Annotated in this window: 21 protein-coding genes and 2 tRNA genes; 9 read left to right on the top strand and 14 right to left on the bottom strand. The window is 60.8% G+C overall.

Annotated features, from left to right (window positions below):
- The first annotated feature begins 16 nt into the window (after positions 1 to 16).
- The 5 genes from CARG_RS10540 to CARG_RS07350 are packed head-to-tail and all read left to right on the top strand — an operon-like array spanning position 17 to position 5,526.
- Positions 17 to 574, top strand: a complete 558-nt coding sequence (locus tag CARG_RS10540) for an ATP-binding cassette domain-containing protein (RefSeq protein ID WP_021012013.1) — start codon at positions 17 to 19, stop codon at positions 572 to 574.
- Positions 571 to 1,233: an ABC transporter ATP-binding protein gene (locus CARG_RS07335; protein WP_021012014.1), complete on the top strand. Its 663-nt coding sequence runs from the start codon at positions 571 to 573 to the stop codon at positions 1,231 to 1,233. Before CARG_RS10540 ends, CARG_RS07335 begins: the two co-directional genes overlap by 4 nt.
- Entirely contained in the window at positions 1,233 to 2,402 is a 1,170-nt protein-coding gene (locus tag CARG_RS07340; protein WP_021012015.1) for an MFS transporter, read from the top strand. Before CARG_RS07335 ends, CARG_RS07340 begins: the two co-directional genes overlap by 1 nt.
- An 11-nt stretch (positions 2,403 to 2,413) precedes the next feature.
- Positions 2,414 to 3,859, top strand: a complete 1,446-nt coding sequence (locus CARG_RS07345) for an ABC transporter substrate-binding protein (protein ID WP_021012016.1) — start codon at positions 2,414 to 2,416, stop codon at positions 3,857 to 3,859.
- Positions 3,859 to 5,526, top strand: a complete 1,668-nt coding sequence (locus CARG_RS07350; protein ID WP_021012017.1) for an ABC transporter permease subunit — start codon at positions 3,859 to 3,861, stop codon at positions 5,524 to 5,526. The genes CARG_RS07345 and CARG_RS07350 overlap by 1 nt, the downstream gene beginning before the upstream one ends.
- A 314-nt stretch (positions 5,527 to 5,840) precedes the next feature.
- Here CARG_RS07350 and ndk read toward each other — a convergent pair whose 3' ends face one another.
- From ndk to CARG_RS07380, 6 genes are all read right to left on the bottom strand, one after another.
- Positions 5,841 to 6,251, bottom strand: coding sequence for a nucleoside-diphosphate kinase (ndk, locus tag CARG_RS07355; protein WP_021012019.1), 411 nt, complete (start codon positions 6,249 to 6,251; stop codon positions 5,841 to 5,843).
- Between the two features lie 18 nt (positions 6,252 to 6,269).
- A complete protein-coding gene (locus CARG_RS07360) occupies positions 6,270 to 6,677 on the bottom strand; it encodes a DUF4233 domain-containing protein (protein WP_041747096.1) in 408 nt (135 codons plus the stop codon).
- A complete protein-coding gene (gene folC / locus CARG_RS07365) occupies positions 6,674 to 8,128 on the bottom strand; it encodes a bifunctional tetrahydrofolate synthase/dihydrofolate synthase (protein ID WP_021012021.1) in 1,455 nt (484 codons plus the stop codon). The genes CARG_RS07360 and folC overlap by 4 nt, the downstream gene beginning before the upstream one ends.
- Positions 8,129 to 10,744 (bottom strand): valine--tRNA ligase, encoded by a 2,616-nt coding sequence (locus CARG_RS07370; RefSeq protein ID WP_021012022.1) that lies wholly within the window; start codon positions 10,742 to 10,744, stop codon positions 8,129 to 8,131. It abuts the gene before it with no gap.
- A gap of 15 nt (positions 10,745 to 10,759) precedes the next feature.
- Positions 10,760 to 10,936, bottom strand: coding sequence for a hypothetical protein (locus CARG_RS10285; RefSeq protein WP_169733214.1), 177 nt, complete (start codon positions 10,934 to 10,936; stop codon positions 10,760 to 10,762).
- A gap of 165 nt (positions 10,937 to 11,101) precedes the next feature.
- Positions 11,102 to 12,079 (bottom strand): malate dehydrogenase, encoded by a 978-nt coding sequence (locus CARG_RS07380; RefSeq protein ID WP_021012024.1) that lies wholly within the window; start codon positions 12,077 to 12,079, stop codon positions 11,102 to 11,104.
- A gap of 138 nt (positions 12,080 to 12,217) precedes the next feature.
- Between CARG_RS07380 and CARG_RS07385 the strand changes: the two genes are divergently transcribed.
- A complete protein-coding gene (locus CARG_RS07385; protein ID WP_081761727.1) occupies positions 12,218 to 12,976 on the top strand; it encodes a TetR/AcrR family transcriptional regulator in 759 nt (252 codons plus the stop codon).
- On the opposite strand, the gene clpX is transcribed toward CARG_RS07385, so the two are convergent.
- From clpX to CARG_RS07415, 6 genes are all read right to left on the bottom strand, one after another.
- A complete protein-coding gene (clpX, locus tag CARG_RS07390; protein WP_021012026.1) occupies positions 12,973 to 14,208 on the bottom strand; it encodes an ATP-dependent Clp protease ATP-binding subunit ClpX in 1,236 nt (411 codons plus the stop codon). The genes CARG_RS07385 and clpX overlap by 4 nt on opposite strands.
- Before the next feature lie 93 nt (positions 14,209 to 14,301).
- Positions 14,302 to 14,931, bottom strand: coding sequence for an ATP-dependent Clp protease proteolytic subunit (locus CARG_RS07395; RefSeq protein WP_021012027.1), 630 nt, complete (start codon positions 14,929 to 14,931; stop codon positions 14,302 to 14,304).
- A gap of 30 nt (positions 14,932 to 14,961) precedes the next feature.
- Complete coding sequence (locus CARG_RS07400; protein WP_021012028.1) at positions 14,962 to 15,522, bottom strand: ATP-dependent Clp protease proteolytic subunit; 561 nt, start codon at positions 15,520 to 15,522, stop codon at positions 14,962 to 14,964.
- Positions 15,523 to 15,660: 138 nt separating this feature from the next.
- Positions 15,661 to 17,007: a trigger factor gene (gene tig / locus CARG_RS07405; protein WP_021012029.1), complete on the bottom strand. Its 1,347-nt coding sequence runs from the start codon at positions 17,005 to 17,007 to the stop codon at positions 15,661 to 15,663.
- A gap of 76 nt (positions 17,008 to 17,083) precedes the next feature.
- Positions 17,084 to 17,157, bottom strand: a tRNA-Pro gene (locus CARG_RS07410).
- Positions 17,158 to 17,315: 158 nt separating this feature from the next.
- Positions 17,316 to 17,390, bottom strand: a tRNA-Gly gene (locus CARG_RS07415).
- A 140-nt stretch (positions 17,391 to 17,530) separates the two neighbouring features.
- On the opposite strand from CARG_RS07415, the gene CARG_RS07420 reads away from it, so the two are divergent.
- A complete protein-coding gene (locus CARG_RS07420; protein WP_041747099.1) occupies positions 17,531 to 17,752 on the top strand; it encodes a hypothetical protein in 222 nt (73 codons plus the stop codon).
- Positions 17,753 to 17,850: 98 nt separating this feature from the next.
- Here CARG_RS07420 and CARG_RS07425 read toward each other — a convergent pair whose 3' ends face one another.
- Positions 17,851 to 18,315 (bottom strand): ribose-5-phosphate isomerase, encoded by a 465-nt coding sequence (locus tag CARG_RS07425; RefSeq protein WP_021012031.1) that lies wholly within the window; start codon positions 18,313 to 18,315, stop codon positions 17,851 to 17,853.
- Between the two features lie 31 nt (positions 18,316 to 18,346).
- Between CARG_RS07425 and CARG_RS07430 the strand changes: the two genes are divergently transcribed.
- Positions 18,347 to 19,066 carry an HNH endonuclease family protein gene (locus CARG_RS07430; RefSeq protein WP_021012032.1) on the top strand — a complete coding sequence of 240 codons (720 nt, stop codon included), beginning with the start codon at positions 18,347 to 18,349 and terminating at the stop codon, positions 19,064 to 19,066.
- Between the two features lie 10 nt (positions 19,067 to 19,076).
- Positions 19,077 to 21,665, top strand: coding sequence for an aminopeptidase N (gene pepN / locus CARG_RS07435; RefSeq protein WP_021012033.1), 2,589 nt, complete (start codon positions 19,077 to 19,079; stop codon positions 21,663 to 21,665).
- On the opposite strand, the gene CARG_RS07440 is transcribed toward pepN, so the two are convergent.
- Complete coding sequence (locus CARG_RS07440; protein ID WP_021012034.1) at positions 21,662 to 22,330, bottom strand: SDR family oxidoreductase; 669 nt, start codon at positions 22,328 to 22,330, stop codon at positions 21,662 to 21,664. The genes pepN and CARG_RS07440 overlap by 4 nt on opposite strands.
- Between the last annotated feature and the right edge of the window lie 41 nt (positions 22,331 to 22,371).

The following is a 22,371-nucleotide window of genomic DNA, read 5'->3' on the forward strand; positions in this document are numbered from 1 at the left end:
CAGCTATTTTTAATCCATGATTGTCCTCGACGACGTCGCGGTCAGCTACGGCGCCCAGCGCGTGCTCACCGTCCAACACCTGAGCATCGCGCGCGGGCAACGCGTCGCCGTCATGGGGCCGTCCGGTTCCGGAAAATCCACCCTTGCAGCCCTCATCGGAGGCTTCCTCCCCGACGCCGCCCGCGTCGAAGCGACACGCATACACGTCGACGGACGAGTCGGATTTGTCTCCCAAGACGCCTTCGGGGCACTCAACCCACTCATGCGCGTCGACAAACAAATCGCACTCATCGGCGACCCACACACCCTCGGCGACGTAGGCCTCGACCCCACACTCTGGCACCGCTACCCCCTCGAACTCTCCGGCGGACAACGCCAACGCGCAGCCATCGCCTTCGCCCTCGCCACCAACCCCGACATCCTCATCGCCGACGAAATCACCTCCGCCCTCGACCCCATCGCCATCGTCGACATCATCAACTGCCTGCGCAACATCGACAAAACCCTACTGTTCCTCACCCACCACCAGGGCGCCGCCAACGCGCTATGCGACACACACCTCCAACTCCCATGAACAATCCACTCGTACAACTCAACTGCGTCAGCTACCGCAACATCATCCACGACGCCACCCTCGACATCCACCCCGGCGACCGCCTCGGCATCATCGGCCCCTCCGGCTCCGGCAAAACCACCCTCATGCGGCTCATGATGGGCGCCCTCACCCCCACCACCGGCACCGTATGTTCCCGCGGCAGATTCAGCTACATCCCCCAAGACATCGACGCCAGCCTCAACCCCCACCTGAGCGTCCGCGACGTCATCATCGAACCCGCACGCATCAACCGCATCGAACCGCCATCCGTCGACAACCTGCTCCGCACCCTCGACCTCGACCCAGCCCTCGCCGACCGCAGCCCCCGCGAACTATCCGGCGGCCAACGCCAACGCGTCGCCATCGCCCGCACCCTCATCACCAACCCAGACATCATCTACGCCGACGAAGCCCTCAGCGCCCTCGACGCCCACACCAAGCACCTCGCCCTCGACACCTTTACCAACACCACCCTCGTGCTAGTCACCCACGACCTGTCCGCCATCAACACGCTCTGCAACCGCTGGATCGTCATGGACCAAGGACACATCGCCCAACAATCAACCGGGCCCTTAACTGATGACGCCGCGGCCGCCGAACTCATCCACGCAGCCCGCACGCTCGGAGAATTCCCCTGATGCGCAGCCTGCCCGCAGCCACCCAACTGCTGCTCGTCACACAAATGCTGTTCAACGTCGGCTTCTACCTCGTCGTGCCCTTCCTCGCGAACTACATGACCGAGTCCCTGGCCGCCACCGGAGCCATCGTCGGTATCGTCCTCGGCCTGCGCACCTTCAGCCAACAAGGACTGTTCTTCATCGGCGGAGGCCTCACCGACCGCTTCGGTGTCAAGCCCGTCCTACTCACCGGCATAGCCATCCGCGTCATCGGATTCATCGCAGCCGGTCTATCCCACAACATTGAGATGCTCACCCTCTCCGTGGTGCTCATCGGCTTCGCCGCCGCACTGTTTTCCCCCGCGGCCGAATCAGCCTTCGCCGAAATCGGCCGCTGCATCGAAGAACACGGCGGCATGACACGCTCCGAACTTTTCGCCCTCGACGCTTTCTTCTCCAGAATCGGCGCACTCACCGGCCCCCTCCTCGGCGCCGTAGTCATCAACCAAGGATTCAACATCGCCTGCTTCATAGCAGCCGGAATCTTCGCCTTCCTCTTCTTCTCTCACCTCCTCGTCATCCCCTCGGTACGCACCCAGCGACAACAAACCCTCGGATTCGGCACCGTCTTACGCAATCGCACATTCCTCTGGTTCGCCCTCGCCTACTCAACAGGGCTCGTCGCCTACAACCAGCAATACCTCGCCCTACCCGCCGAACTCCACCGAGCCACCGGCAGCGCAGACGCCCTCGGGTGGATGTTCGTCTACTCCAGCATCCTGGTCCTCGCCCTCCAAATACCCATCGCACGACTCGGCAGACGCCTCGGGCACCGCACCGCCATCACCACAGGATTCGCCCTACAAGCACTCGGATTCGCCACCCTCGCCGCCTGGCACACGGGGTCATACCTCCCCGCGCTCACCATGCTTACCCTCCTACACACCGGACAAATGCTCGCCATCCCCCTCGCCCGAGACATCGTCGGAAAACTCGCCGGCGAACAACAACTCGGCGCCTACTACGGCTTCCTCAACTCCTTCGGCGGCGGCGCAGTACTCATCGGTTCCGCCGTCGTCGGATACCTCCTGGACTACCCCGCGGCTTACTTGCCGTGGTTATTCCTCGCCGCCACATTAGGGTGCTCCGCCATCGCTTTAGCTAAAATCACTGCAAACAACCAACCATAGAAAGAACAACAATGACCAAACGCGCCCTGGCAGCACTCGCGCTCCTCCTCACCGCCTGCACCAGCACCCCCACCGACAACAACACCCTCGCCATCGCCCTCCCCTTCGAACCCGTCGCATCCCTCTCCCCCTTCTCCGACGATGCACTCATGACCACCCGCATCGGCGTCGGCGAAACCCTCGTCGGCCTCGACGACAACGGCGTCGCACAACCCTGGCTCGCGCAATCCTTCACCCGCCCCGACGACTCCACCGTGGTATTCACCCTCCGCGACGACGCCACCTTCCACGACGGCACCCCCGTCAACGCTGAAGCCGTCGTCCGCTCCCTACAAGCCGCATGGGACGCGGCGTCACGACCCAAAGGCCTCGGCAAAACCCCCCTCAGCTTCGAAGCCATCGACGAACACACCGTCAAAGTAACCAGCGAAAAACCCGACCCCATCCTGCCGCAACGCTTCGCTGACTCCGGCACCATCATCCTCTCCCAAGCCGCCTACAAAGACCCCGCCAATCCCACCATCGTCGGCACCGCCACCGGCCCCTACGTCCTCGACAGCGTCACCACCACCGAAGCCACCACCCACAAAAACAAAAAATACTGGGACGGCACCCCCAAACTCGACACCCTCACCGTCGACTTCATCCCCGACGGTCCCGCCCGCACCAACGCCATCCGCGCCGGCGAAGTAGCAATGGCACAAGCCGTCCCCATCGCCCAACTGTCCTCCCTCGGCGACGCCGAACTGCAATCAACTCCCCTTCCTCGCGGCGTCTACCTACACCTCAACAGCGCACGCGGTCCCTTCGCCGACCCCAAACTCCGCGCAGCCGCAGCCAAAGCCGTCAACCCCGACGACATCGTCACCACCATCTACGAAAACCACGCAGGCAAAGCCGACGGCTCCATCTTCTCCACCGAAGCCAACTGGGCAGTTAAATCCGCCAACACCACCACCGACGCCGCCGACCCCAACGGCACCACCATCCGCCTCGCCACCTGGACCGAACGCCCCGAACTCGGCGAAGTAGCATCCGTCATCGCAGAACAACTCCGCGCCGCAGGCTTCAACGTCGACATCACCGTCACCGACTACAACTCCCTCGAAAAAGCCCTCCTCGACGGAGAATTCGACGCCGTCATCGGCTCCCGCAACTACCAACTCGGCGCCGCAGACCCCGTCAGCTTCCTCGCCTCCGACTACAGCTGCGACGGCTCCTACAACCTCTCCCGCTTCTGCGACGCAACCATCGACGCAGCCATCGACAAAGCAAGCTCCATCTCCGACATCGAGCAACGCTTCGAAGAAGCCGCACGCATCGGTGCAGACATCGTCGCAGCCAACGCCGTCATCCCCCTGGCACACGAATACTCCATCAACGCTGTCAATCACGTCAACGACCTCAGCAAAGATCCCTTCGAACGCCGCCTGATCACCGTCGACACCCACCGCTAATGAAGAAGGCCCTCACCGCGGCGGTACTGCTGCTGATCACAAGTATCATCACAGCACTACTGCCGTGGATCGCCGACCGCGACCCCGCCATGGCGGTGTTCCGCGCACGCGAAGCCGAACGCGCCCCCGACCCGGACGTCCTCGACAACCTACGCACCACCCTCGACCTGCCGACCACCCCCTGGCAGTCGATCAGCGCAACACTGAGCGGCAACTTCGGCACCTCCTGGATCAACCCCACTCGCAGCGCCACATCCATTGCATGGTCGGGCCTAGGCACCTCCGTAACCCTCGCGGCGTCATCAACAATATTGGCCACCGCATTGGCGTTCGCCCTTGCTTGGCCACGGATCCGCAGCGTCACAACTGGGCGCCCTTCGCGCGCATCCGACATCACAGCCATGGCGGTGCTGGGCTCCATCCCCGAATTTGTGCTGACAGTCGTGCTGCTGGTGACCTTCGCCCTCCGCCTACGCATCGCCCCTGTTAGCGGCGTGTCCTGGCTACCGATCCTCGCCCTAGCGCTGCCGTCTGCCGGCTTGCTGGGGCGCGTCCTGCTGATCACCATCGACAACATCGGGCAAGAAGAATGGGTGCGTTCCTGGCGCATCAACGGTGTGACGCCGCGTCACATCACCACCGCACTCGCCACCCGCACTCTCGGCACCCTGGCGCCGCTGATCGTCCTCTTTTTCGCCGGCACCATCGCCTCGACAGTGTTCGTCGAATCGATCTTCAACATCCCCGGTTTCGGCCGCACAGCACTCAACGCCGCCGTCGACCAAGACCTACCCGTGCTTCAGGTAGTGGTACTCACCGCAGTAGGTATTGGTATTGCCTCCGGCGCCGTTGCTGCACTGCTGCGCTACGTGATCCTTCGCCCACTGCGCGGCGCAGGCTTCGGCAGCAGCCTCGGGCGCGACAAACCCAAAGGTCTCGTACCTTTTATCCTCACAATGACGCCGCTAGTGTTACTGCTCGCAGGCCTACGCACCGAAGTGCACATTGCGCCCACCGACCGCCTACTCGCGCCCAGCGCAGCCCACTGGCTCGGCACCGACCAACTAGGCCGCGACCTATTAGCCCGCCTGGCACACGGGGCGATCTACACCATCGGCACAGCCACAGCAGTAACCTTCGTGTGCGCCATCGTCGGCCTCGTGCTTGGTCTGACCGGCAGATGGGCGGCACAAGTCGGCGACACCCTCAACGCCCTACCTGCCGTGCTCATTGGACTGGTGTTGGCTGGCGTATTCGGTGGTTCCTTGTGGACCGCAGCCGGCGCTGTCGTACTAGTCGGATGGATCCCCCTTGCCGCACATGCAGCATCCGTGGCGGCCGAAGCACGCAACACCGGGTACTACCAGTGGGCAGCTTTGAGCGGGGCGGGACTGGGCCGCCTCGTTCGCGTACACCTACTGCCCACTGTGGTGCCTGCGGTGGCGCGTCATGCGGCCAGCAGGATCGCACACAATGCGCTTGCTCTCGCCGGCCTCGGCTTTTTGGGCTTGGGTGCGCCCCATGATTCCCCCGAGTGGGGCGTAGTGTTGTCGGAGTCGATCCGCTATGCGGAGAGAGCCCCCTGGATGATGGCAGCCCCCACCCTGCTGCTGATTTTGTTGGGGGTGGCGGCGGCACTGGCCACCGACACCCGCCTCAAACGCTAGGAAGAAAACGAGCTGCCAAACCCGCCGGCGCATCAACCGCGTCCACACCGTCTACGACCGAGGCGAAACCAAACAACGCATCCGCACCCACCTCGACGAGCAACTCAACGCCATCAGTGCCAAGCCCACCACATCATCCGGTGGGAGCATGGTGGGACACCAACCTAGACAATCTAGCGTTGCTGTGCCCCGCCCACCATGCGCGCGTCACGCACAACAATAACGTTGCGCGTGCCCCCAATAAAGTGTGAGTGTCCCAAGGACAACCCCAGCCAAACAATCACCCGGCCGCACGGCGCGAGTAAGTCCCCTTGCTACAGGTTGGGGAACCAGATGCCGATCTCGCGCTCTGCGGACTCCGGGGAATCGGAGCCGTGGACGACGTTTTCAGCAACCTCGAGAGCGAAGTCGCCACGGATGGTGCCAGGTGTGGCCTTGGCGACCGGATCGGTGCCGCCAGCAAGCTGACGCCAAGCCTCGATGGCGCGGGGGCCTTCGACGACGCCTGCAACCAGCGGAGCGGAGGTGATGAAGTCAACGAGCTCGCCGAAGAAGGGTTTGTCTTCGTGCTCTGCGTAGTGAGCCTTTGCGGTTGCTTCGTCAGCGACGCGCAGGTCCATTGCGGTGAGCTTCAGGCCTTTGCGTTCGATGCGGGCGATGATCTCCCCCACCAGTCCACGTGCAACACCGTCGGGCTTGATCAAAATCAGAGTACGTTCAGTCATGACCACAATCCTACAGCCTTAGGTGTGTTGGGTTGTGAGCAGGCCGCGTTTCATCCGTTCCAGAAGGTTCTTGCGCAGTACCAGGATGTACATCCACACGGCGATGAAGATGAGCGCCATAATCACCATGGAGTAGTGAACGAACAATCCCCCGCCGACCGCGATGACGTTGAGCATAAGGTTGATGCTCAACGCACCGGGGCGTTTTTGCATGAAGGCCCAGAGGAACATGGCCACGCCTACTGCGGTGACGAATACCCAGTTGAAGGTGGTCCAGTGGGCTCCGCCGTCGACCTTGGCGATGACGGTCAGCACAAGCAACATGGAGATGGATTCCATGACGAGTGTTCCAGCCATGACGCCGCGCAGGCCTTTCATGGGATCTTTGGCTGGGGCGTGTCCGGGTCCTAGGGGTCCTACGCTCATGCGGGTTCCTTTCCAAACAGGGTGCGGGCTTCGCCTGCGGTCACGACTGATCCAGTGATGATCACGCCGGATCCGGAGACCTGTTCGCCTTCTTCGGCTAGGTCGACTGCCAAGGCGATTGCGTTGGGTAGTGCGTCAGCAACATGGACGCGCTCGTCACCGAAGATTTCTACCGCGTATTCGGCTAAACCTTCTGCTTCTAGTGCTCGAGGTGAGTGGGTTTGGGTGCAGATGACCTCGTCGAAGACTGGCTCGAGTGCTGTGAGGATGCCACGGGCGTCTTTGTCACCGAGCACGCCGACAACGCCGATGAGGCGGCGGAAGGAAAAGTCCCTGCCGATGGCTTTGGCGAGTGCCTGTGCGCCGTGGGGGTTGTGGGTTGCGTCAATAAAGACGGTGGGTGCGGAACGGACGCGCTCGAGTCTGCTAGGTGACTGAACCTGGGCGAAACCTTGGCGCACTAGCTCAACATCCAGCGGACGCCCTGCCCCTGCGCCGAAGAAAGCCTCCACCGCAGCCAACGCACAGGCGGCGTTTGCTGCCTGGTGTTCGCCAGATAGGGGGAGGAAAATGTCGGTGTATTCACCGGCGAGTCCCCGAAGAGTAACTTGTTGTCCACCAACAGCGACTCCGGAGGCGACTACGCCGAATTCCTGCCCGTAGCGGGCCACCGCGGCGTCAACACTGACGGCGCGTTCCAAGATCACGCGCAGTGCTTCGGGGGTTTGCTCCGCAACAATCGCAACATTATCCGGTGGGGTGAGTAGGTCGTCGCTGTCCCAGCGGGATTTGATAATGCCAGCTTTCTCCCCCGCGATCTGCTCAATGCTGTCGCCCAAATAGTCGGTGTGGTCCAATCCAACGGGCATCACCACCGCCACGTCAGAGTTGATCACGTTGGTGGCGTCCCAACGCCCACCCATGCCGACCTCGACCACCGCAACATCGACGGGTGCGTCAGCGAACGCGGCGTAAGCCATGGCGGTGAGCACTTCGAATTTGCTCATGGGCACATCGCTGCGCGCATCCACCATCTCTACATAGGGTTGGATTTCGCGCCAGATCCGCACGTAGTCACGGGGGTGGATGGGCCGGCCGTCAATCGCGATCCGTTCGGTTGCCAGCTGCAGGTGGGGGCTGGTGGTGCGGCCGGTGCGGCGGGAGAATGCCCGCATGAGGGATTCGATCATCCGCACGGTGGAGGTTTTGCCGTTGGTGCCGGCCACGTGGATCGCGGGGAAGGAACGCTCGGGGTTGCCCAAGAGGTCCATGAGCAGTTCCATGCGGTCCAGGGTCGGGTCGATCTTGGTTTCCGGCCAGCGGGTGTCTAGCTCAGCTTCGACCTCGGCGAGGGCCGCGAGATCCGCGGGGGTGATGTCTAGCGGTGCGGGCTGTTCGACTGGCCCTTCGAGGTTGAGGCTCAGTCCGCCGTCGCGTAGCTCGGGGTCCACTTAGAGCTCCTCCAGTCGCGCGGTGATGCGTGCGCATTCTTCTTGAGCGACCTGTTGGCGGTTGCGGATTTTCTGAACGACGGCCTCGGGTGCTTTCGCCAGGAATGCTTCGTTGGCGAGCTTCTTGGCGGTGGTGTCGAGTTCTTTCTGTGCCGCCGCGAGGTCCTTTTCGAGGCGTTTGCGTTCGGCGTCTTTGTCGACGGCGCCGGAGGTGTCCAGTTCGACGACGACGGTGCCTTGGCTCAGGCGTACTTCGATGCTTGCTGATGCCGCGAAGGTTTCTGCGGGTACGTCGACTCGCGCTAGGCTGCGCACGGCGTCTTCTTGGCCGTTGAGGTCGACTGCAGCGAAGTCAATGCGTGCGGGGACTTTTTGGGAGGGTTTGACGCCTTGGTCCGAGCGGAAGCGGCGGATTTCGGTGATGAGTTTTTCTTGGTCTGCGATGCGTCGACGGGCGACGTCATCGATTGCGACACCGCCGTTGGTGTCTTCGGCGGTGGGCCATGCGGCTGTGCAGAGGGTGTCGCCGCCGGTCAGTTCCTTCCAGAGCACTTCGGTGATGAAGGGCATCACGGGGTGCAGCAGGCGTAGGACAACGTCGAGGCTGCGGCCGAGGACAATCTTTGTGTGTTCGCCGCGCTGGGATTTTGCGATCTCGAGGTACCAGTCGCACAGTTCGCCCCAGGTGAACTGGTAGAGGGCTTCGTTGGCCTTGGCGAATTGGTAGTTATCGAGGTAGGCATCGACTTGGCCGCGGACTTCTTCCAAGCGGTCGAGGATCCAGCGGTCGGCGTCGGTGAGTTCTTCACGCGGGGGCAGTGCGTCGACGCGTGCGCCATTCATGAGCGCAAATTTGGTGGCGTTGAACAGTTTGGTGGCGAAGTTTCTGGACGATTGTGCGGAGTCTTCACCAACGGGTAGGTCAACGCCGGGGTTTGCGCCGCGGGCAAGGGTGAAGCGCAGGGCGTCTGCACCATAGTCGCGAACCCAGTCCATGGGGTCGATGCCGTTGCCGAGGGACTTGCTCATCTTGCGACCGTGCTCGTCGCGAACCAGGCCGTGGAGGTATAGGTCGGTGAAGGGCACGTTGCTGCCGAGCTTGTTGTCGGGCAGGGTGGCTGCGAAGGTGCCGAACATCATCATGCGGGCAACCCAGAAGAACAGAATGTCGTAGGCGGTGACCAGTACGGAGGTCGGGTAGAACTTGTCCAGTTCTGGGGTGCTGTCGGGCCAGCCCATGGTGGAAAATGGCCACAGTGCAGAGCTGAACCAGGTGTCGAGGACGTCCGGGTCTTGTTCGTAGCCTTCGGGGGCTTGTTCGTCGGGTCCGACGCAGACAATGTCGCCGTTGGGGCCGTAGAAGATGGGGATGCGGTGGCCCCACCACAGTTGGCGGGAGATGCACCAGTCGTGCATGTCGTCGACCCATTCGAAGTAGCGAGGTTCGGCGCTCTTCGGGTGGATGGTGGTGTCACCTTCGCGTATGGCGTCGCCGGCCATTTTCGCCAATTGTTCAACTTTGACGAACCATTGCAGGGATAGGCGTGGTTCGATGGGTTCACCGGAGCGTTCGGAGTGACCGACGGAGTGCACGTAGGGTCGCTTTTCGCCGACGATGCGGCCTTGTTCGGCGAGTGCTTCACGGATTTTCACCCGCGCTTCGAAGCGGTCCATGCCGTCGAACTGGGTGCCGGTTCCGCTGATGCGGCCCTTGGAGTCCATGACGGTGGGCATGTCGAGGTTGTGGCGCACACCGAGGGCGTAGTCGTTGGGGTCGTGGGCGGGGGTGATTTTCACGGCGCCCGTGCCGAACTCGGGGTCGACGTAGTCGTCAGCGACGACGATCATCTTGCGTTCAGGAAGGAACGGGTGGTCGAGGGTGGTGCCGACGAGATCTGCGTAGCGTTCGTCGTCGGGGTGAACAGCCACCGCGACGTCACCAAGCATTGTTTCCACGCGGGTGGTGGCGACGATGACGTGTGGTTCATTGTCGTCGAGGGAGCCGTAGCGGATGGAGACTAGTTCGCCTTCGACGTCTTTGTAGACGACCTCAATGTCCGACACTGCTGTTTCCAGCACGGGCGACCAGTTGACTAGGCGGTTGGCGCGGTAGATCAACCCCTGGTCGTAGAGGTTTTTGAAGATGGTTTGGACGGCGCGGGATAGCCCTTCGTCCATGGTGAAGCGTTCGCGGGACCAGTCGACGGAGTCACCGATGGCGCGCATTTGGCGGCCGATCTTGCCGCCGTATTCACGTTTCCATTCCCAAACTTTTTCGACGAATTCTTCGCGTTCGTAGTCGAAGCGGTCTTTGCCTTCGGTTTCTTTGAGCTGGGCTTCCACCTTGGTTTGGGTGGCGATGCCAGCGTGGTCCATGCCCGGCAGCCAGAGCACTTCGAAGCCTTGCATGCGTTTGCGGCGTGCGATTGCGTCCATGAGAGTGTGGTCGAGCGCGTGTCCCATGTGCAGTTGGCCGGTGACGTTGGGTGGCGGCAGGACGATGGAAAACGCCGGTTTCTTAGACGTCGGGTCTGCTGTGAAGTAGCCCTTGTCTACCCAGTGTTCGTAGAGTTCGGATTCAACGGCGGCTGGTTCCCACGACTTCGGCAAATTCATACGACCATCATAATGCTAGCGGTCTGTGTGGAAATCTGCCTGGTCGATGTCGGCCATTTCTGCGCGGAACTCGTAGGCGTATCCGGGCCATAGCGCGGTGAGGGTGTTGGTGCGTTTGTCGATGTACCAGGCGCCGCAGCCGCTGATCCAGGCGCTGCCGTCAGCTTGGGTGCGCATGGCTGGTGCGGCCACGAGATTTTTGTCCCCCCACGTTGCCGGGCTATCGTGCCCCATTACGAGCTCGACGCACCGGTATAGCCTGACGATCTCCGGCGACGCGGAAACAATTCCCCCCTGGTAGGCACAGGGCCCTGGCCCGACTGCTGTCGGACACAGCCGGGGCCATAGGGCGCGTAATTAAATGAGGCCTGCGGCCTTGACAGCGTCGCGCTCGGACTCGAGTTCTGCGACGTTGGCGGCGATGCGCTCACGCTGGAAGTCGGTCAGCTCGAGGCCCTGGACGATTTCCCACTTGCCGTTGCGGGAAACAGTCGGGAAGCCGAAGACGAGGCCTTCGGGCACACCGTAGGAACCGTCAGACACAACCGCTGCGGAGCACCAGTTCTCGCTGCCCTGAACCCAGTCGCGCATGTGATCGATGGCGGAGGAAGCAGCCGATGCTGCGGAAGACTTGCCGCGAACCTCGATGATCTCCGCGCCACGCTTTGCGACGCGAGGAACGAATTCCTCCAGGTACCACTGCTGGTCCACCAGGTCGGAGACATTCTGGCCACCGATGGTGGCGTAGGAGATGTCCGGGAACTGGGTGGCGGAGTGGTTGCCCCAGACGACCATGTTGCGGAAGTCAGCGGAGGACTTGCCGAGCTTGGTGCCCAGTTGGGAGATGGAGCGGTTGTGGTCAAGGCGCATCATCGCAGTGAATCGCTCTGCGGGAATGTCCTGGGCGTGTGCGCGGGCAATCAGGGCGTTGGTGTTGGCCGGGTTACCCACAACCAGCACGCGAACGTCGTCTGCAGCGTGGTCGTTGAGGGCCTTACCCTGGGGGCCAAAGATCTTACCGTTGGCAGCGAGGAGGGCGGAGCGTTCTTCGCCAGCTCCACGGGGCTTGGCGCCGACGAGGAAAGCTGCGGATGCGCCGTCGAAGGCTTCCTCTGCCTTGTCGGTGATGGTGATCTTGGACACCAGCGGAAATGCGGAGTCCAGTAGCTCCATTGCCACGCCTTCGGTGGCGCCTAGTGCTGGGGTGATCTCCAGGAGGTTGAGCTCAACCGGGGTGTCCTTACCATAGACGTCGCCATTGGCGATGCGCCATAGGAGGGAGTAAGCAATTTGGCCAGCTGCGCCGGTGACGGCAACCTTCTTGGGGGAAGTCATTGAGACCCTTTCGCGTAGAACATTAAAGTCTTTCATCCGCAATGCTAGCCGTTGCGCCTTAGGTCGGCTGTGCGCGGTTTTGACCTTCACCCCCATTTGCGTCAGACGGGCTACACTTGCGCGCCTTTTTCAGGCAACATGGTTACAAGCATTGCCCGTTTGACGACCGTGGAAGGATTCGCTCGAGTGACCGACGACCTGGATTTCGCCCCGAACAACAACCAGTCTGAAGACATCGCCACTGCGGTCGCCCTTGAGCACTTCGCGCGATATGGTTACGACGAGACTCGCCTGGATACCATCGCACAAGAATCCGCCATTTCAAAGCGAATGATCCACTACTATTTCGGCGATAAACAGGGCCTTTACGTTCGCGCGTTGCAGTTGGCAATCAAACTGCTACGTCCCCTTCCACAAGCCATGGAGTTGGACAGCACGGTGCCCGTGGATGCTGTCGTGAAGGTTGTTGAAGCGATCGTTGACCAGATGGCCTCCCACCCGATGGCTGTGCGCATGGTGGTGTTGGAAAACCTCTTCGGTCACGCAAATATGAAAAATGCCACTCCCCTGGCCGACCAGTCATCGATTGTGTTGCAGCTGGACAAGATCTTGATGCTTGGCCAGGATTCTGGGGCGTTCCGCCCAGGCGTCTCGGCTCTGGATGTGTACGCGATCATCTCGTCGATGTCGATGTTTAGGGTCACTAACCCGGCGACGTTCGCGAACCTGTACGCCACGGATTTGCGCTCCGAGGACAACACCGCGGGGATGAAGCGGCTAGTTGTGGACGCTGTTCTAAGCTTCCTCACGTCCAACATGCAGCCGCATGGGGCAATGAGCTACCTGGTGCAGGAAAACCACGCGGATCGGGATTCCAGCATCTACGACGAATCCTAGGCGGCTGTCTGCTCGAATTCCGGTTCGGATTCGCCGCGGACTGCTGCGGCAGTGATGCGGACCTTGGTGAGATCTTCCCGGTCAGGAATGTCGTACATCAAGGGCAACAAAATTTCCTCCATGATCGCCCGAAGTCCTCGTGCGCCCGTATTGCGCTCGAGGGCTTTTTCAGCGATGGCCACTAGTGCGTCGTCTTCGAAGATGAGCTCCACATCATCCATCTCGAACAGGCGGGTGTATTGACGCACGAGGGAATTCTTGGGCTCGGTGAGAACCTTGATCAAACTATCGACGTCGAGTTGAGTGACGGTTGCGACGATGGGCAGGCGCCCAATGAATTCCGGGATGAGGCCGAACTTTACTAAGTCCTCAGGTTGGACTTCACTGTAGAGGTCATCATTGGTGGCCTTGGTGGAAACTTCATTACCGAACCCCAGGGACTTTTTGCCCCGGCGCTGTTCGACGACTTTTTCCAGGCCTGCGAAGGCGCCCGCGACAATGAACAAAATGTTAGAGGTGTCGAGGTTGATGAACTCTTGGTTGGGGTGCTTGCGACCTCCCTGCGGAGGAACTGATGCGACGGTGCCTTCGAGAATTTTCAGCAGAGCTTGCTGCACGCCTTCGCCAGAGACGTCACGGGTGATGGAGGGATTTTCGGATTTGCGGGCAATCTTATCAACCTCATCGATGTAGATGATGCCGCGTTGTGCCCGCTCGACGTCAAAGTCAGCTGCCTGTAGGAGGCGGAGCAAGATGTTTTCGACGTCTTCACCAACGTAGCCTGCTTCGGTGAGCGACGTGGCGTCAGCAATAGCGAAGGGAACATCCAACAGTCGAGCCAAGGTTTGCGCGAGGTAGGTTTTCCCAGAGCCGGTGGGGCCGAGCATCAAGATGTTTGACTTGGAAATCTCAACGTCATCGTTTTTGCGCTCGCGTAGAACGCGCTTGTAGTGGTTGTACACTGCCACGGCGAGGGTTCGTTTGGCGTCGTCTTGACCAATGACGTAGCCGTCGAGGAACTCGGTGATTTGTTTCGGCCGGGGCAGCTTGGGGCCAGAGTCTGTGGTCTGTTCGGAGGCTGCGAGCTCCTCTTCGATGATCTCATTGCATAGTGCGATGCATTCGTCGCAGATGTAGACACCACCGCCGGCGATGAGCTTTTTCACCTGCTTTTGACTCTTGCCACAGAATGAGCACTTGAGCAGGTCCGAGGATTCTTGAATGCGTGCCATGAATTCTTTCTCGACGTGGGTTTGTTCGTGTTCACTCTAATACACAACATGGAGGGCGCGACGATGGCCGCGCCCTCCATGTTGTGTGAGATTTTAAGCGTTGGCGCTGAGCTTGCGGTAGTCGAAGACCTGGTCGATGATGCCGTACTCGACGGCTTCGGCTGCGGTGAGGATCTTGTCGCGGTCAGTGTCTTTGCGGACCTCTTCGGCGGTGCGCCCGGTGTGGCGAGCCAGCGTTTCATCCATCAGGGTACGCATGCGCTCAATCTCAGCGGCCTGGATCTCCAGATCGGAGACCTGGCCCTGGACACCACCGGTAGCGGGCTGGTGGATGAGCACGCGAGCGTTAGGCAGGGCGGCGCGCTTGCCGGGGGTGCCTGCGGCGAGGATGACGGCTGCGGCAGAGGCGGCCTGTCCGAGGCAGACAGTCTGTACGTCGCAACGGACGTACTGCATCGTGTCGTAGATAGCCATCAGGGAGGTAAAGGAACCACCGGGGCTATTGATGTACATGGTGATGTCGCGGTCAGGATCCTGACCTTCCAGCACCAGAAGCTGCGCCATGATGTCGTTGGCGGAGGCGTCGTCTACCTGGGTGCCCAGGAAGATGATGCGCTCTTCAAACAGCTTGTTGTAGGGGTTGGATTCTTTCACGCCGTAGGCGGAGTGCTCCACGAAGGACGGGAGGATGTAGCGCGCCTCGGGCATCTTGGGTGTGTTCATGTCTTAACTTCCTTATTTCAGGCCGGCAGGCTACTTCTTGGCGTGGGCGATCACGTGGTCGACGAAGCCGTATTCTTTGGCTTGTTCTGCGGTAAACCAACGGTCACGGTCGGAGTCTTTGGTGATCTGCTCAACGGTCTGGCCCGTGTGCTGGGCGATAAGTTCCGCCATTTCGCGCTTGGTGTGAGCGAACTGCTCGGCCTGGATGGCGATGTCTGCGGCGGTGCCACCGACACCTGCGGAGGGCTGGTGCATCATGATGCGGGCGTGCGGCAGTGCGTAGCGCTTGCCCTTGGTGCCGGCGGTCAGCAGGAACTGGCCCATGGAGGCTGCCAAGCCCATGCCATAGGTTGCGATATCACAGGGCGAGTACACCATGGTGTCGTAAATCGCCATGCCTGCGGTGACGGAGCCTCCGGGGCTGTTGATGTACAGGCTGATGTCGCGCGTGGGATCTTCAGCACTGAGCAGCAGGATCTGAGCGCACAGTTTGTTGGCGATCTCGTCGTTAACGTCGGTACCGAGGAAGATAATGCGTTCTTTCAGCAGACGCTGGTAGACAGAGTCGCTGAGGTTCATGCCATCAGACATTGATTTAAGACCTTTCGTCGTTTTATACGCAGCCCACACTACCCGGGAGCTAGGGGAAAAGGTGAAAAGTTCGCTCACAGCGTAAAGGCCCAGCTCCCACCAGTGTGACGGGGGTGCCGGGCCTCTTAAAAAGCTGTATTATTCTGCAGATTCTTCTTCTGCGGTGTCCTCACCGAAGTACTCGGCGGGGTCGACCTTCTCGCCCTTGGAGTCGGTGACGGCAACCTTGCAGATTGCAGCTGCGAGGGCCTTGCCGCGACGAACCTCTGCGAAGAGGTTGGCGATCTGACCGGACTGCTGCAGCTGGGCTGCGAGCTGGTTGGGGTCCATGCCGTAGGTCTGGGCAGTGAACATCAGGTGATCGGAGAGATCCTGCTGGCTGACCTCGGGCTTCTCGATCTCGGACAGGGAGTCGAGGAAGAGCTGGGTGCGGACGGCCTTCTCAGCGGATTCGCGTGCATCGGCCTCGAACTTCTCGCGGGAAGTCCCCTGGGCCTCGAGGAGGGTGTTGAGCAGCTCTTCGTTGCCGCCAACCTGGGCCAGCAGCTGCTGAACCTGGGCCTGGACCTGCTCGTCAACCATGGTCTCGGGCAGCGGGAATTCGGTCTTGCCGAGAACTTCGTCGAGGACAGCGTCACGGATGGCGACAGCCTGCTCGCTCTTCTTCTGCTCTGCAACGTTGTCGCGGAGATCGTTGCGGAGCTCTTCGATGGTGTCGAACTCGGAAGCGGTCTGTGCGAACTCGTCGTCAGCCTCAGGGAGCTCGCGCTCCTTAACGGTGGTGACGGTGACGGTCACTTCAGCTTCTTTACCTTCGTGCTCGCCGCCGGGGACGGTGGTGGTGAAGGTTGCGGACTCGCCAGCAGACAGGCCAACCACGGCCTCGTCCAGGCCTTCGATGAGCTCGTCTTGGCCGACCTGGTGGGACATGCCCTCTGCGCTAGCCTCTTCGAGGGGTTCGCCATCGACGGTGGCTGCCAGATCCATGACCACGAAGTCGTCCTTGGCTGCGGCGCGCTCAACTTCCTTGAGGGAGCCGAAGCGCTGGCGCAGGGAGTTCAGTGCCTCTTCGACGTCCTTGTCAGAAACCTCGATTGCGGGAACCTCGACAGCGACGTCGTCGAAGGAGGGAACCTCGAACTCGGGGCGAACGTCAACCTCGAAGTTAAAGTCGACGCCACTGTTCGGGTCAACCTTGGTGAGGTCGATTTCCGGCTGGGAAACGACCTTGAGCTCGTGCTCGTCGAGCAGCTGGCCGTAGCGGTTGCTGAGGGTGTCGTTGACGACCTGCTCCATGACCGCGCCGCGACCGAAACGGGCCTCAATCAGCTGACGGGGTGCCTTGCCCCTACGGAAGCCAGGGATCTGCACCTGCTGGGCAAGCGCGGCGTAGGCCTGGTCGATTTCCGGCTTCAATTCGTCAATCGGAATTTCGACGCTGACTTTGACGCGCGTATCGCTCAGCTTCTCGACAGAACTCTTCACGAGTCACTCTCCTGGGGTGTATCTAGATTGCGGGGACAAAGCAACGGGTCTGGTGCTAAAGCCAGAACCCATCTAGTCGGGATAACAGGATTTGAACCTGCGACCCCCTGCTCCCAAAGCAGGTGCGCTACCAAACTGCGCCATATCCCGGGGTGTTCCAATAGTGTAGCGGCACTCAAACACTGCGTGCACAATGGGGTCCCTTTAAGGCCCATATCGTCGAAAAAGCACAGGTCAAGAGACCAAGCGGTTAAGACATAATAAAAAGGGCGGCACCGTTTTTTAACGATGCCGCGCTTGAGAATTTTTGGAGGGAACGACGGGAATCGAACCCGCGTCTTCAGCTTGGAAGGCTGAGGTATTAGCCACTATACGACGTTCCCATCAGCGACGTTCAGGCTTGCCCGAAGGCCGCCTGTGTCAGCCGCCAAAGATTAACACAAGGCGCAGACAATCAGCAAACGAAAGATAACCATCCGGTAACAAACCTGATACTTAACGATTTTTGCTGTATCGTAAAGGTATGGAACCAATGATTATTGACGCGAAGTCAGGCCGCGAGCTTTGGACTGCCACCGTATGCGCCAAGAAATCCGGCACCGCACGAGGTACTTTCACCAGCTACGCGGGCCGCGGACGCGCTCCGAAGCCCGCTTGCAAGTTCAACGGATTGACCCTCTGGGACTCCGCAGAAGTAAACGAGTGGATTAACAGCCGCCAAGCGACTGTAGAGACCGAAGCCTAAAACCACCCCGAACATTCAACAGTCCCTTCGACCCCTGCCACGGCAGAAAAAAGCGTTGGCGCACACCATCACCGGTGTGCGCCAACGCTTTTTTAGCCTTACTTTTCGGGAGCAACCCCGGTGCGCTCGTACTCCGACAAAATATCAATGCGGCGCTGGTGGCGCTCCTCTTCACTCCACGGCTGCTCGATGAAAGCATCCACGATCGCAAGCGCTTCTTCCTCGGAATGCATGCGCCCACCGATGCCGATGAGCTGTGCATTGTTGTGTTCACGCGCAAGCTTTGCGGTCTCAGTCGACCACGCCAGCGCACAACGCGCACCCTTGACCTTGTTGGCTGCGATCTGCTCGCCGTTACCGGAACCGCCCAAGACAATGCCCAAAGAACCCGGGTCGGCAACTACCCGCTGAGCAGCATCGATACAAAAGGCAGGGTAGTCATCCAGGGCGTCGTATTCGTGCGCCCCACAGTCGATAACCTCGTGCCCCTTGGCCTCCAGGTGGCGGGCAATAACATTTTTCGTCTCGAACCCAGCGTGGTCCGCTCCAAGGTAAATACGCATGCCACCAAAGTAACAGCGTTAGCATGTCCCCATGGGTCTCAACCGCCACGCCGCAACCGCCACCTGCGCGTTAGCACTGCTCAGCGCCTGCACCACAACGCCGACGGGTACCCCCGCGACGTCAACAAGCACGGTGACTCACACGACCACGGTCGCACCCTCACCAACGACCACCCAGTCCCCTGGGCACGCCGCACTCGAAGGGCTACCCATCCAACCGACTGATCACACAGCACCCTACCGCCGCGACGCTTTCGGCCAACGCTGGAGTGACGACGTCACCGTCGAATTCGGACACAACGGCTGCGACACCCGCAACGATATCCTGCGACGCGACCTCCGCGACGTCATTGTTAAACCAAACACCCACGACTGTGTCGCACTATCCGGCACACTCGACGACCCCTACACAGGCGCGACCATCGCCTTCCAACGCGGCCAAGATACCTCGCCGATGATACAAATCGACCACATCGTCGCACTCGCCAACGCGTGGGCCACCGGCGCCCAACAATGGGACGACCAAACCCGCCGCAACTTCGCCAACGACCCCCGCAACCTGCTGGCGGTCGACGGCCCCACCAACATCTCCAAATCCGCAGGCGACGCCACCCAATGGCTGCCACCCAACGAAGCATTCATCTGCGACTTCGCTCACGCCCAAATCAACATCAAACGAACCTATGGGCTGTGGGTCACCCAAGCCGAGCACGATGCACTCGCCCACGCCATCGACACGCACTGCCGCTAGGCTGTAGCTCATGTCTTCAATCAACCTCACTCAAATAGAAGCACAACAGCGTGCAGAGCTGATCAGCAACTGCCACTACGACATCACCCTGGATGTCACCAGTGCCCCCACTGAGCAGCCCACATTCGCCTCCACCACCGACATCCGCTTCACCAGCGGACAGGGCGAGACCTTCCTGGATCTACGTGCGGCTAGCGTCCGCGAAGTCATCCTGGACGGAACAACCATCGATGACGCCCCCGCTGCCTACACGCCGGAGCATGGCATCGCTTTGAGCCTCACCGCCGGCGAACACACCCTGCGGGTTGTTGCCGACTGCGAATACTCCCGCACCGGCCAAGGCCTGCACCGCTTCACCGACCCCGCAGACCAAGAAACCTACCTGTACACCCAGTTCGAAACCGCCGACGCCAAGCGGGTCTTCGCCTGCTTCGACCAACCGGACATCAAAGCCACCTACAGCATGACCGTTACCACCCCGGCGGGCTGGAAGGTTGTGTCCAACCCCGCCATGGTGGAAGACACCACCACCAACATCCACCGCGGCGAGGTCAACTACCTACTGTCGACCTACCTAGTGGCCTTCTGCATCGGCCCCTACCACGAGGTCCGCGATTCCTGGAGCGGCCGACTGACCCACCACCCCGAAACCCCATCTGATCAGCCAACCGAGCTGACGGTGCCTCTCGGTATCTACTGCCGCAAGTCCTTAGCGCACGCCCTTGACGCCGCGCAGATTTTCCGCGAAACCAAGCAGGGCTTCGACTACTACCACGAGCACTTCGGCATGGCGTACCCCTTCGTCAAGTACGACCAGGTGTTCTGCCCCGAATACAACATGGGTGCGATGGAAAACGCTGGCTGCGTGACCTTCCGCGACGAGTACGTCTTCACCTCCAAGGTGACGCGCCGCATGTACGAGCGCCGCTGCGACACCATCCTGCACGAGTTGGCACACATGTGGTTCGGCGACCTTGTCACCATGCAATGGTGGGGTGATTTGTGGCTCAACGAGTCTTTCGCAACGTGGTCGGCCGCGATGAGCCAGGCGGAGGCCACGGAGTTCGACACCGCGTGGGTGACGTTCGCGAACGTAGAAAAGTCCTGGGCTTACGCTCAGGATCAGCTGCCTTCTACCCACCCGATTGTGGCTTCGGCTAAGGACATTGAGACGGTGGAGCAGAACTTCGACGGCATTACCTACGCGAAGGGCGCTTCGGTGTTTAAGCAGCTCCAGGCCTATGTTGGGCGCGAGCCCTTCTTTGCTGGTGTTCGCCGACACTTCGCCAACCATGCTTTTTCTAACGCCACGTTCGAAGATCTCTTGGGGGCGCTCGCGGATGCTTCAGGCAGGGATTTGTCGGGGTGGGCCCAGCAGTGGCTGACGACCACGGGCATCAACACTTTGCGCCCGACGTTCACGATTCAAAACGGTGTGTACACGGACTTTGCGGTTGAGCAGACGGGTGCGCAGCCAGGTGCGGGTGAGCTTCGTACACACCGCATTGCTGTCGGTTTGTATTCCTTGGTTGATGGACAGGTCAAGCGTACCAAGCGTGTGGAACTCGACATCGAGGGTGCACGCACTGCGGTGCCGGAGCTGGTGGAGTTCCCAGCGGCGGACTTGGTTCTGGTTAACGACGATGACCTCACCTATGCGTTGATGGAGCTCGACGACCATTCCTTGGAATTTGTCCTCGACAATATTGCCAACATTGCAGATCCGATGGCTCGGGCTCTGTGCTGGTCGTCGTGCTGGCAGATGACGCGTTCTGGCCAAATGCGTGCGCGTGATTTTGTGCGTTTGGTTGCCGAGGGCGCCCGCACCGAGTCTGAGATCTTCGTGTTGGAGGCTCTGCTTGGCCAGGCTTCGCGTGCTCTGAATAGTTTTGCGGATCCGCAGTGGGCCGAGTCGACTGGGCGCGCGTTGCTCAGCGATGCCCTGCTTGAGGCGGCCCGTGCTGCCGCCCCGGGTTCTGATCAGCAGTTGGCGTTCGTGCAGTCGTTGTCTGCACAGGTTATGGGTGATGACGCCGCGGAGCTTATGCAGCAGATTGTGCGCGGGGAATCCACGTTGGAGGGTCTCGAGATTGATTTTGATGCGCAGTGGCGTGCGTTGGTGGCGTTGATTGCCCGCGGTGATGTGAGCGATCCTGCAGCTGCTATTGCGGATCTCCGGGCCAAGGATACGAGTGCGTCCGGCCGCAACTGGGCGTGGGTTGCTGAGGCTGCTGTGAACACCGCCGAGAACAAGCAGGCTGTTTTTGATGCGATTGTTCAGCGTGGTTCCCAGATGTCGAATCTGGAGTTGCGCCACAAGGGCCAGGGGCTGACGTGGGCTGGTTCTGCCTCCAACCTCATGCCGTTGACAGCTCAGTTCTTCGAGGCTGCCCCAGGGATCTGGAAGGAGTTCACCTCGGAGGTTGCCCTGCGTACCTTGGAGCAGATCTACCCCGGTTGGGATATCAGCGAATCAGCCATCGCGATGGCCGATGGTGTTCTGTCAGGCGACCACAGCGATGGTTTCAAGCGCGTGTTGAGCGAGGGGCAGGACAATGTTCGTCGTGCTTTGCGCAACCGCGCGGTTGACGCCGGCTAGGGGCGTCGCGGGCGGACGTTAACCCGGGTTAGCTGCGTGCTGGGGCCTGCGGTGACGACCGCCCGCACTGCTGCCGAAACTTCTTCTGGGGCGATGACGGTCGCGGCGTCATACTGTCCGCGTAGGCCTTGCAGCATGGGGGTGTCTGTGGGGCCGGGGGCGACGGTCGATACGCGGATGTCGGGTTCTTCCTGGCGGAGTGCTTCGGCGAGTCCGTTGAGGGCGTGTTTGGTGGCGCAGTAGAGCGTCATGTTGGCATGCCCGTGGTCGCCTGCGCCGGAGCTGATGAATACGACGGTTCCGCCGGTGGCGCGAAGTCCGGGCAGCAGCGCGCGGGTGAGCTGTGCGGGGGCGATGACGTTGAGTTGGAGCGCCTCGCGCCACTGTTGTTCTTCGGTTCCCTCCAGTGGGCCTTTGGGGGCGATGGCTGCCGCGTGGACGAGGCAGTCGACGCGCTCAACGGCTAGGGCTTTGAGGTAGTCGATGTCAGGTTCGCCGAGGTCCAGGCGCACCCCTGTGACGTTAGAAAATGTACTTTCTAGTTGGTTCAGAGTGTCTTGGTTACGGCCGATGGCTAGAACGCAGTCGTAGACTTCGCTGAGGGCCGCGACGATGTGGGTACCCATACCTCCGGTGGCTCCGGTGACGATGGCGGTGGTGCTCATGTGGTGTCTCCTAACGTTGTCGTGTGCCCGCCAGCATAGTG

The organism is Corynebacterium argentoratense DSM 44202 (genome assembly GCF_000590555.1).
GTDB classification, from domain to species: Bacteria; Actinomycetota; Actinomycetes; order Mycobacteriales; family Mycobacteriaceae; genus Corynebacterium; species Corynebacterium argentoratense.

Excerpts from the sequence above, each read along its gene's own strand:
- ndk (WP_021012019.1), bottom strand. The coding sequence starts at position 6,251 with ATGACTGAACGTACTCTGATTTTGATCAAGCCCGACGGTGTTGCACGT.
- clpX (WP_021012026.1), bottom strand. The coding sequence starts at position 14,208 with ATGGCACGCATTCAAGAATCCTCGGACCTGCTCAAGTGCTCATTCTGT.
- CARG_RS07380 (WP_021012024.1), bottom strand. The coding sequence starts at position 12,079 with ATGACTTCCCCCAAGAAGGTTGCCGTCACCGGCGCAGCTGGCCAAATT.
- CARG_RS07335 (WP_021012014.1), top strand. The coding sequence starts at position 571 with ATGAACAATCCACTCGTACAACTCAACTGCGTCAGCTACCGCAACATC.
- pepN (WP_021012033.1), top strand. The coding sequence starts at position 19,077 with ATGTCTTCAATCAACCTCACTCAAATAGAAGCACAACAGCGTGCAGAG.
- CARG_RS07430 (WP_021012032.1), top strand. The coding sequence starts at position 18,347 with ATGGGTCTCAACCGCCACGCCGCAACCGCCACCTGCGCGTTAGCACTG.
- CARG_RS07360 (WP_041747096.1), bottom strand. The coding sequence starts at position 6,677 with ATGAGCGTAGGACCCCTAGGACCCGGACACGCCCCAGCCAAAGATCCC.
- CARG_RS07345 (WP_021012016.1), top strand. The coding sequence starts at position 2,414 with ATGACCAAACGCGCCCTGGCAGCACTCGCGCTCCTCCTCACCGCCTGC.
- CARG_RS07425 (WP_021012031.1), bottom strand. The coding sequence starts at position 18,315 with ATGCGTATTTACCTTGGAGCGGACCACGCTGGGTTCGAGACGAAAAAT.
- CARG_RS10540 (WP_021012013.1), top strand. The coding sequence starts at position 17 with ATGATTGTCCTCGACGACGTCGCGGTCAGCTACGGCGCCCAGCGCGTG.
- CARG_RS07385 (WP_081761727.1), top strand. The coding sequence starts at position 12,218 with ATGGTTACAAGCATTGCCCGTTTGACGACCGTGGAAGGATTCGCTCGA.
- CARG_RS07420 (WP_041747099.1), top strand. The coding sequence starts at position 17,531 with ATGGAACCAATGATTATTGACGCGAAGTCAGGCCGCGAGCTTTGGACT.
- CARG_RS07370 (WP_021012022.1), bottom strand. The coding sequence starts at position 10,744 with ATGAATTTGCCGAAGTCGTGGGAACCAGCCGCCGTTGAATCCGAACTC.
- CARG_RS07400 (WP_021012028.1), bottom strand. The coding sequence starts at position 15,522 with ATGTCTGATGGCATGAACCTCAGCGACTCTGTCTACCAGCGTCTGCTG.
- CARG_RS07340 (WP_021012015.1), top strand. The coding sequence starts at position 1,233 with ATGCGCAGCCTGCCCGCAGCCACCCAACTGCTGCTCGTCACACAAATG.
- CARG_RS07395 (WP_021012027.1), bottom strand. The coding sequence starts at position 14,931 with ATGAACACACCCAAGATGCCCGAGGCGCGCTACATCCTCCCGTCCTTC.
- CARG_RS07440 (WP_021012034.1), bottom strand. The coding sequence starts at position 22,330 with ATGAGCACCACCGCCATCGTCACCGGAGCCACCGGAGGTATGGGTACC.
- CARG_RS07350 (WP_021012017.1), top strand. The coding sequence starts at position 3,859 with ATGAAGAAGGCCCTCACCGCGGCGGTACTGCTGCTGATCACAAGTATC.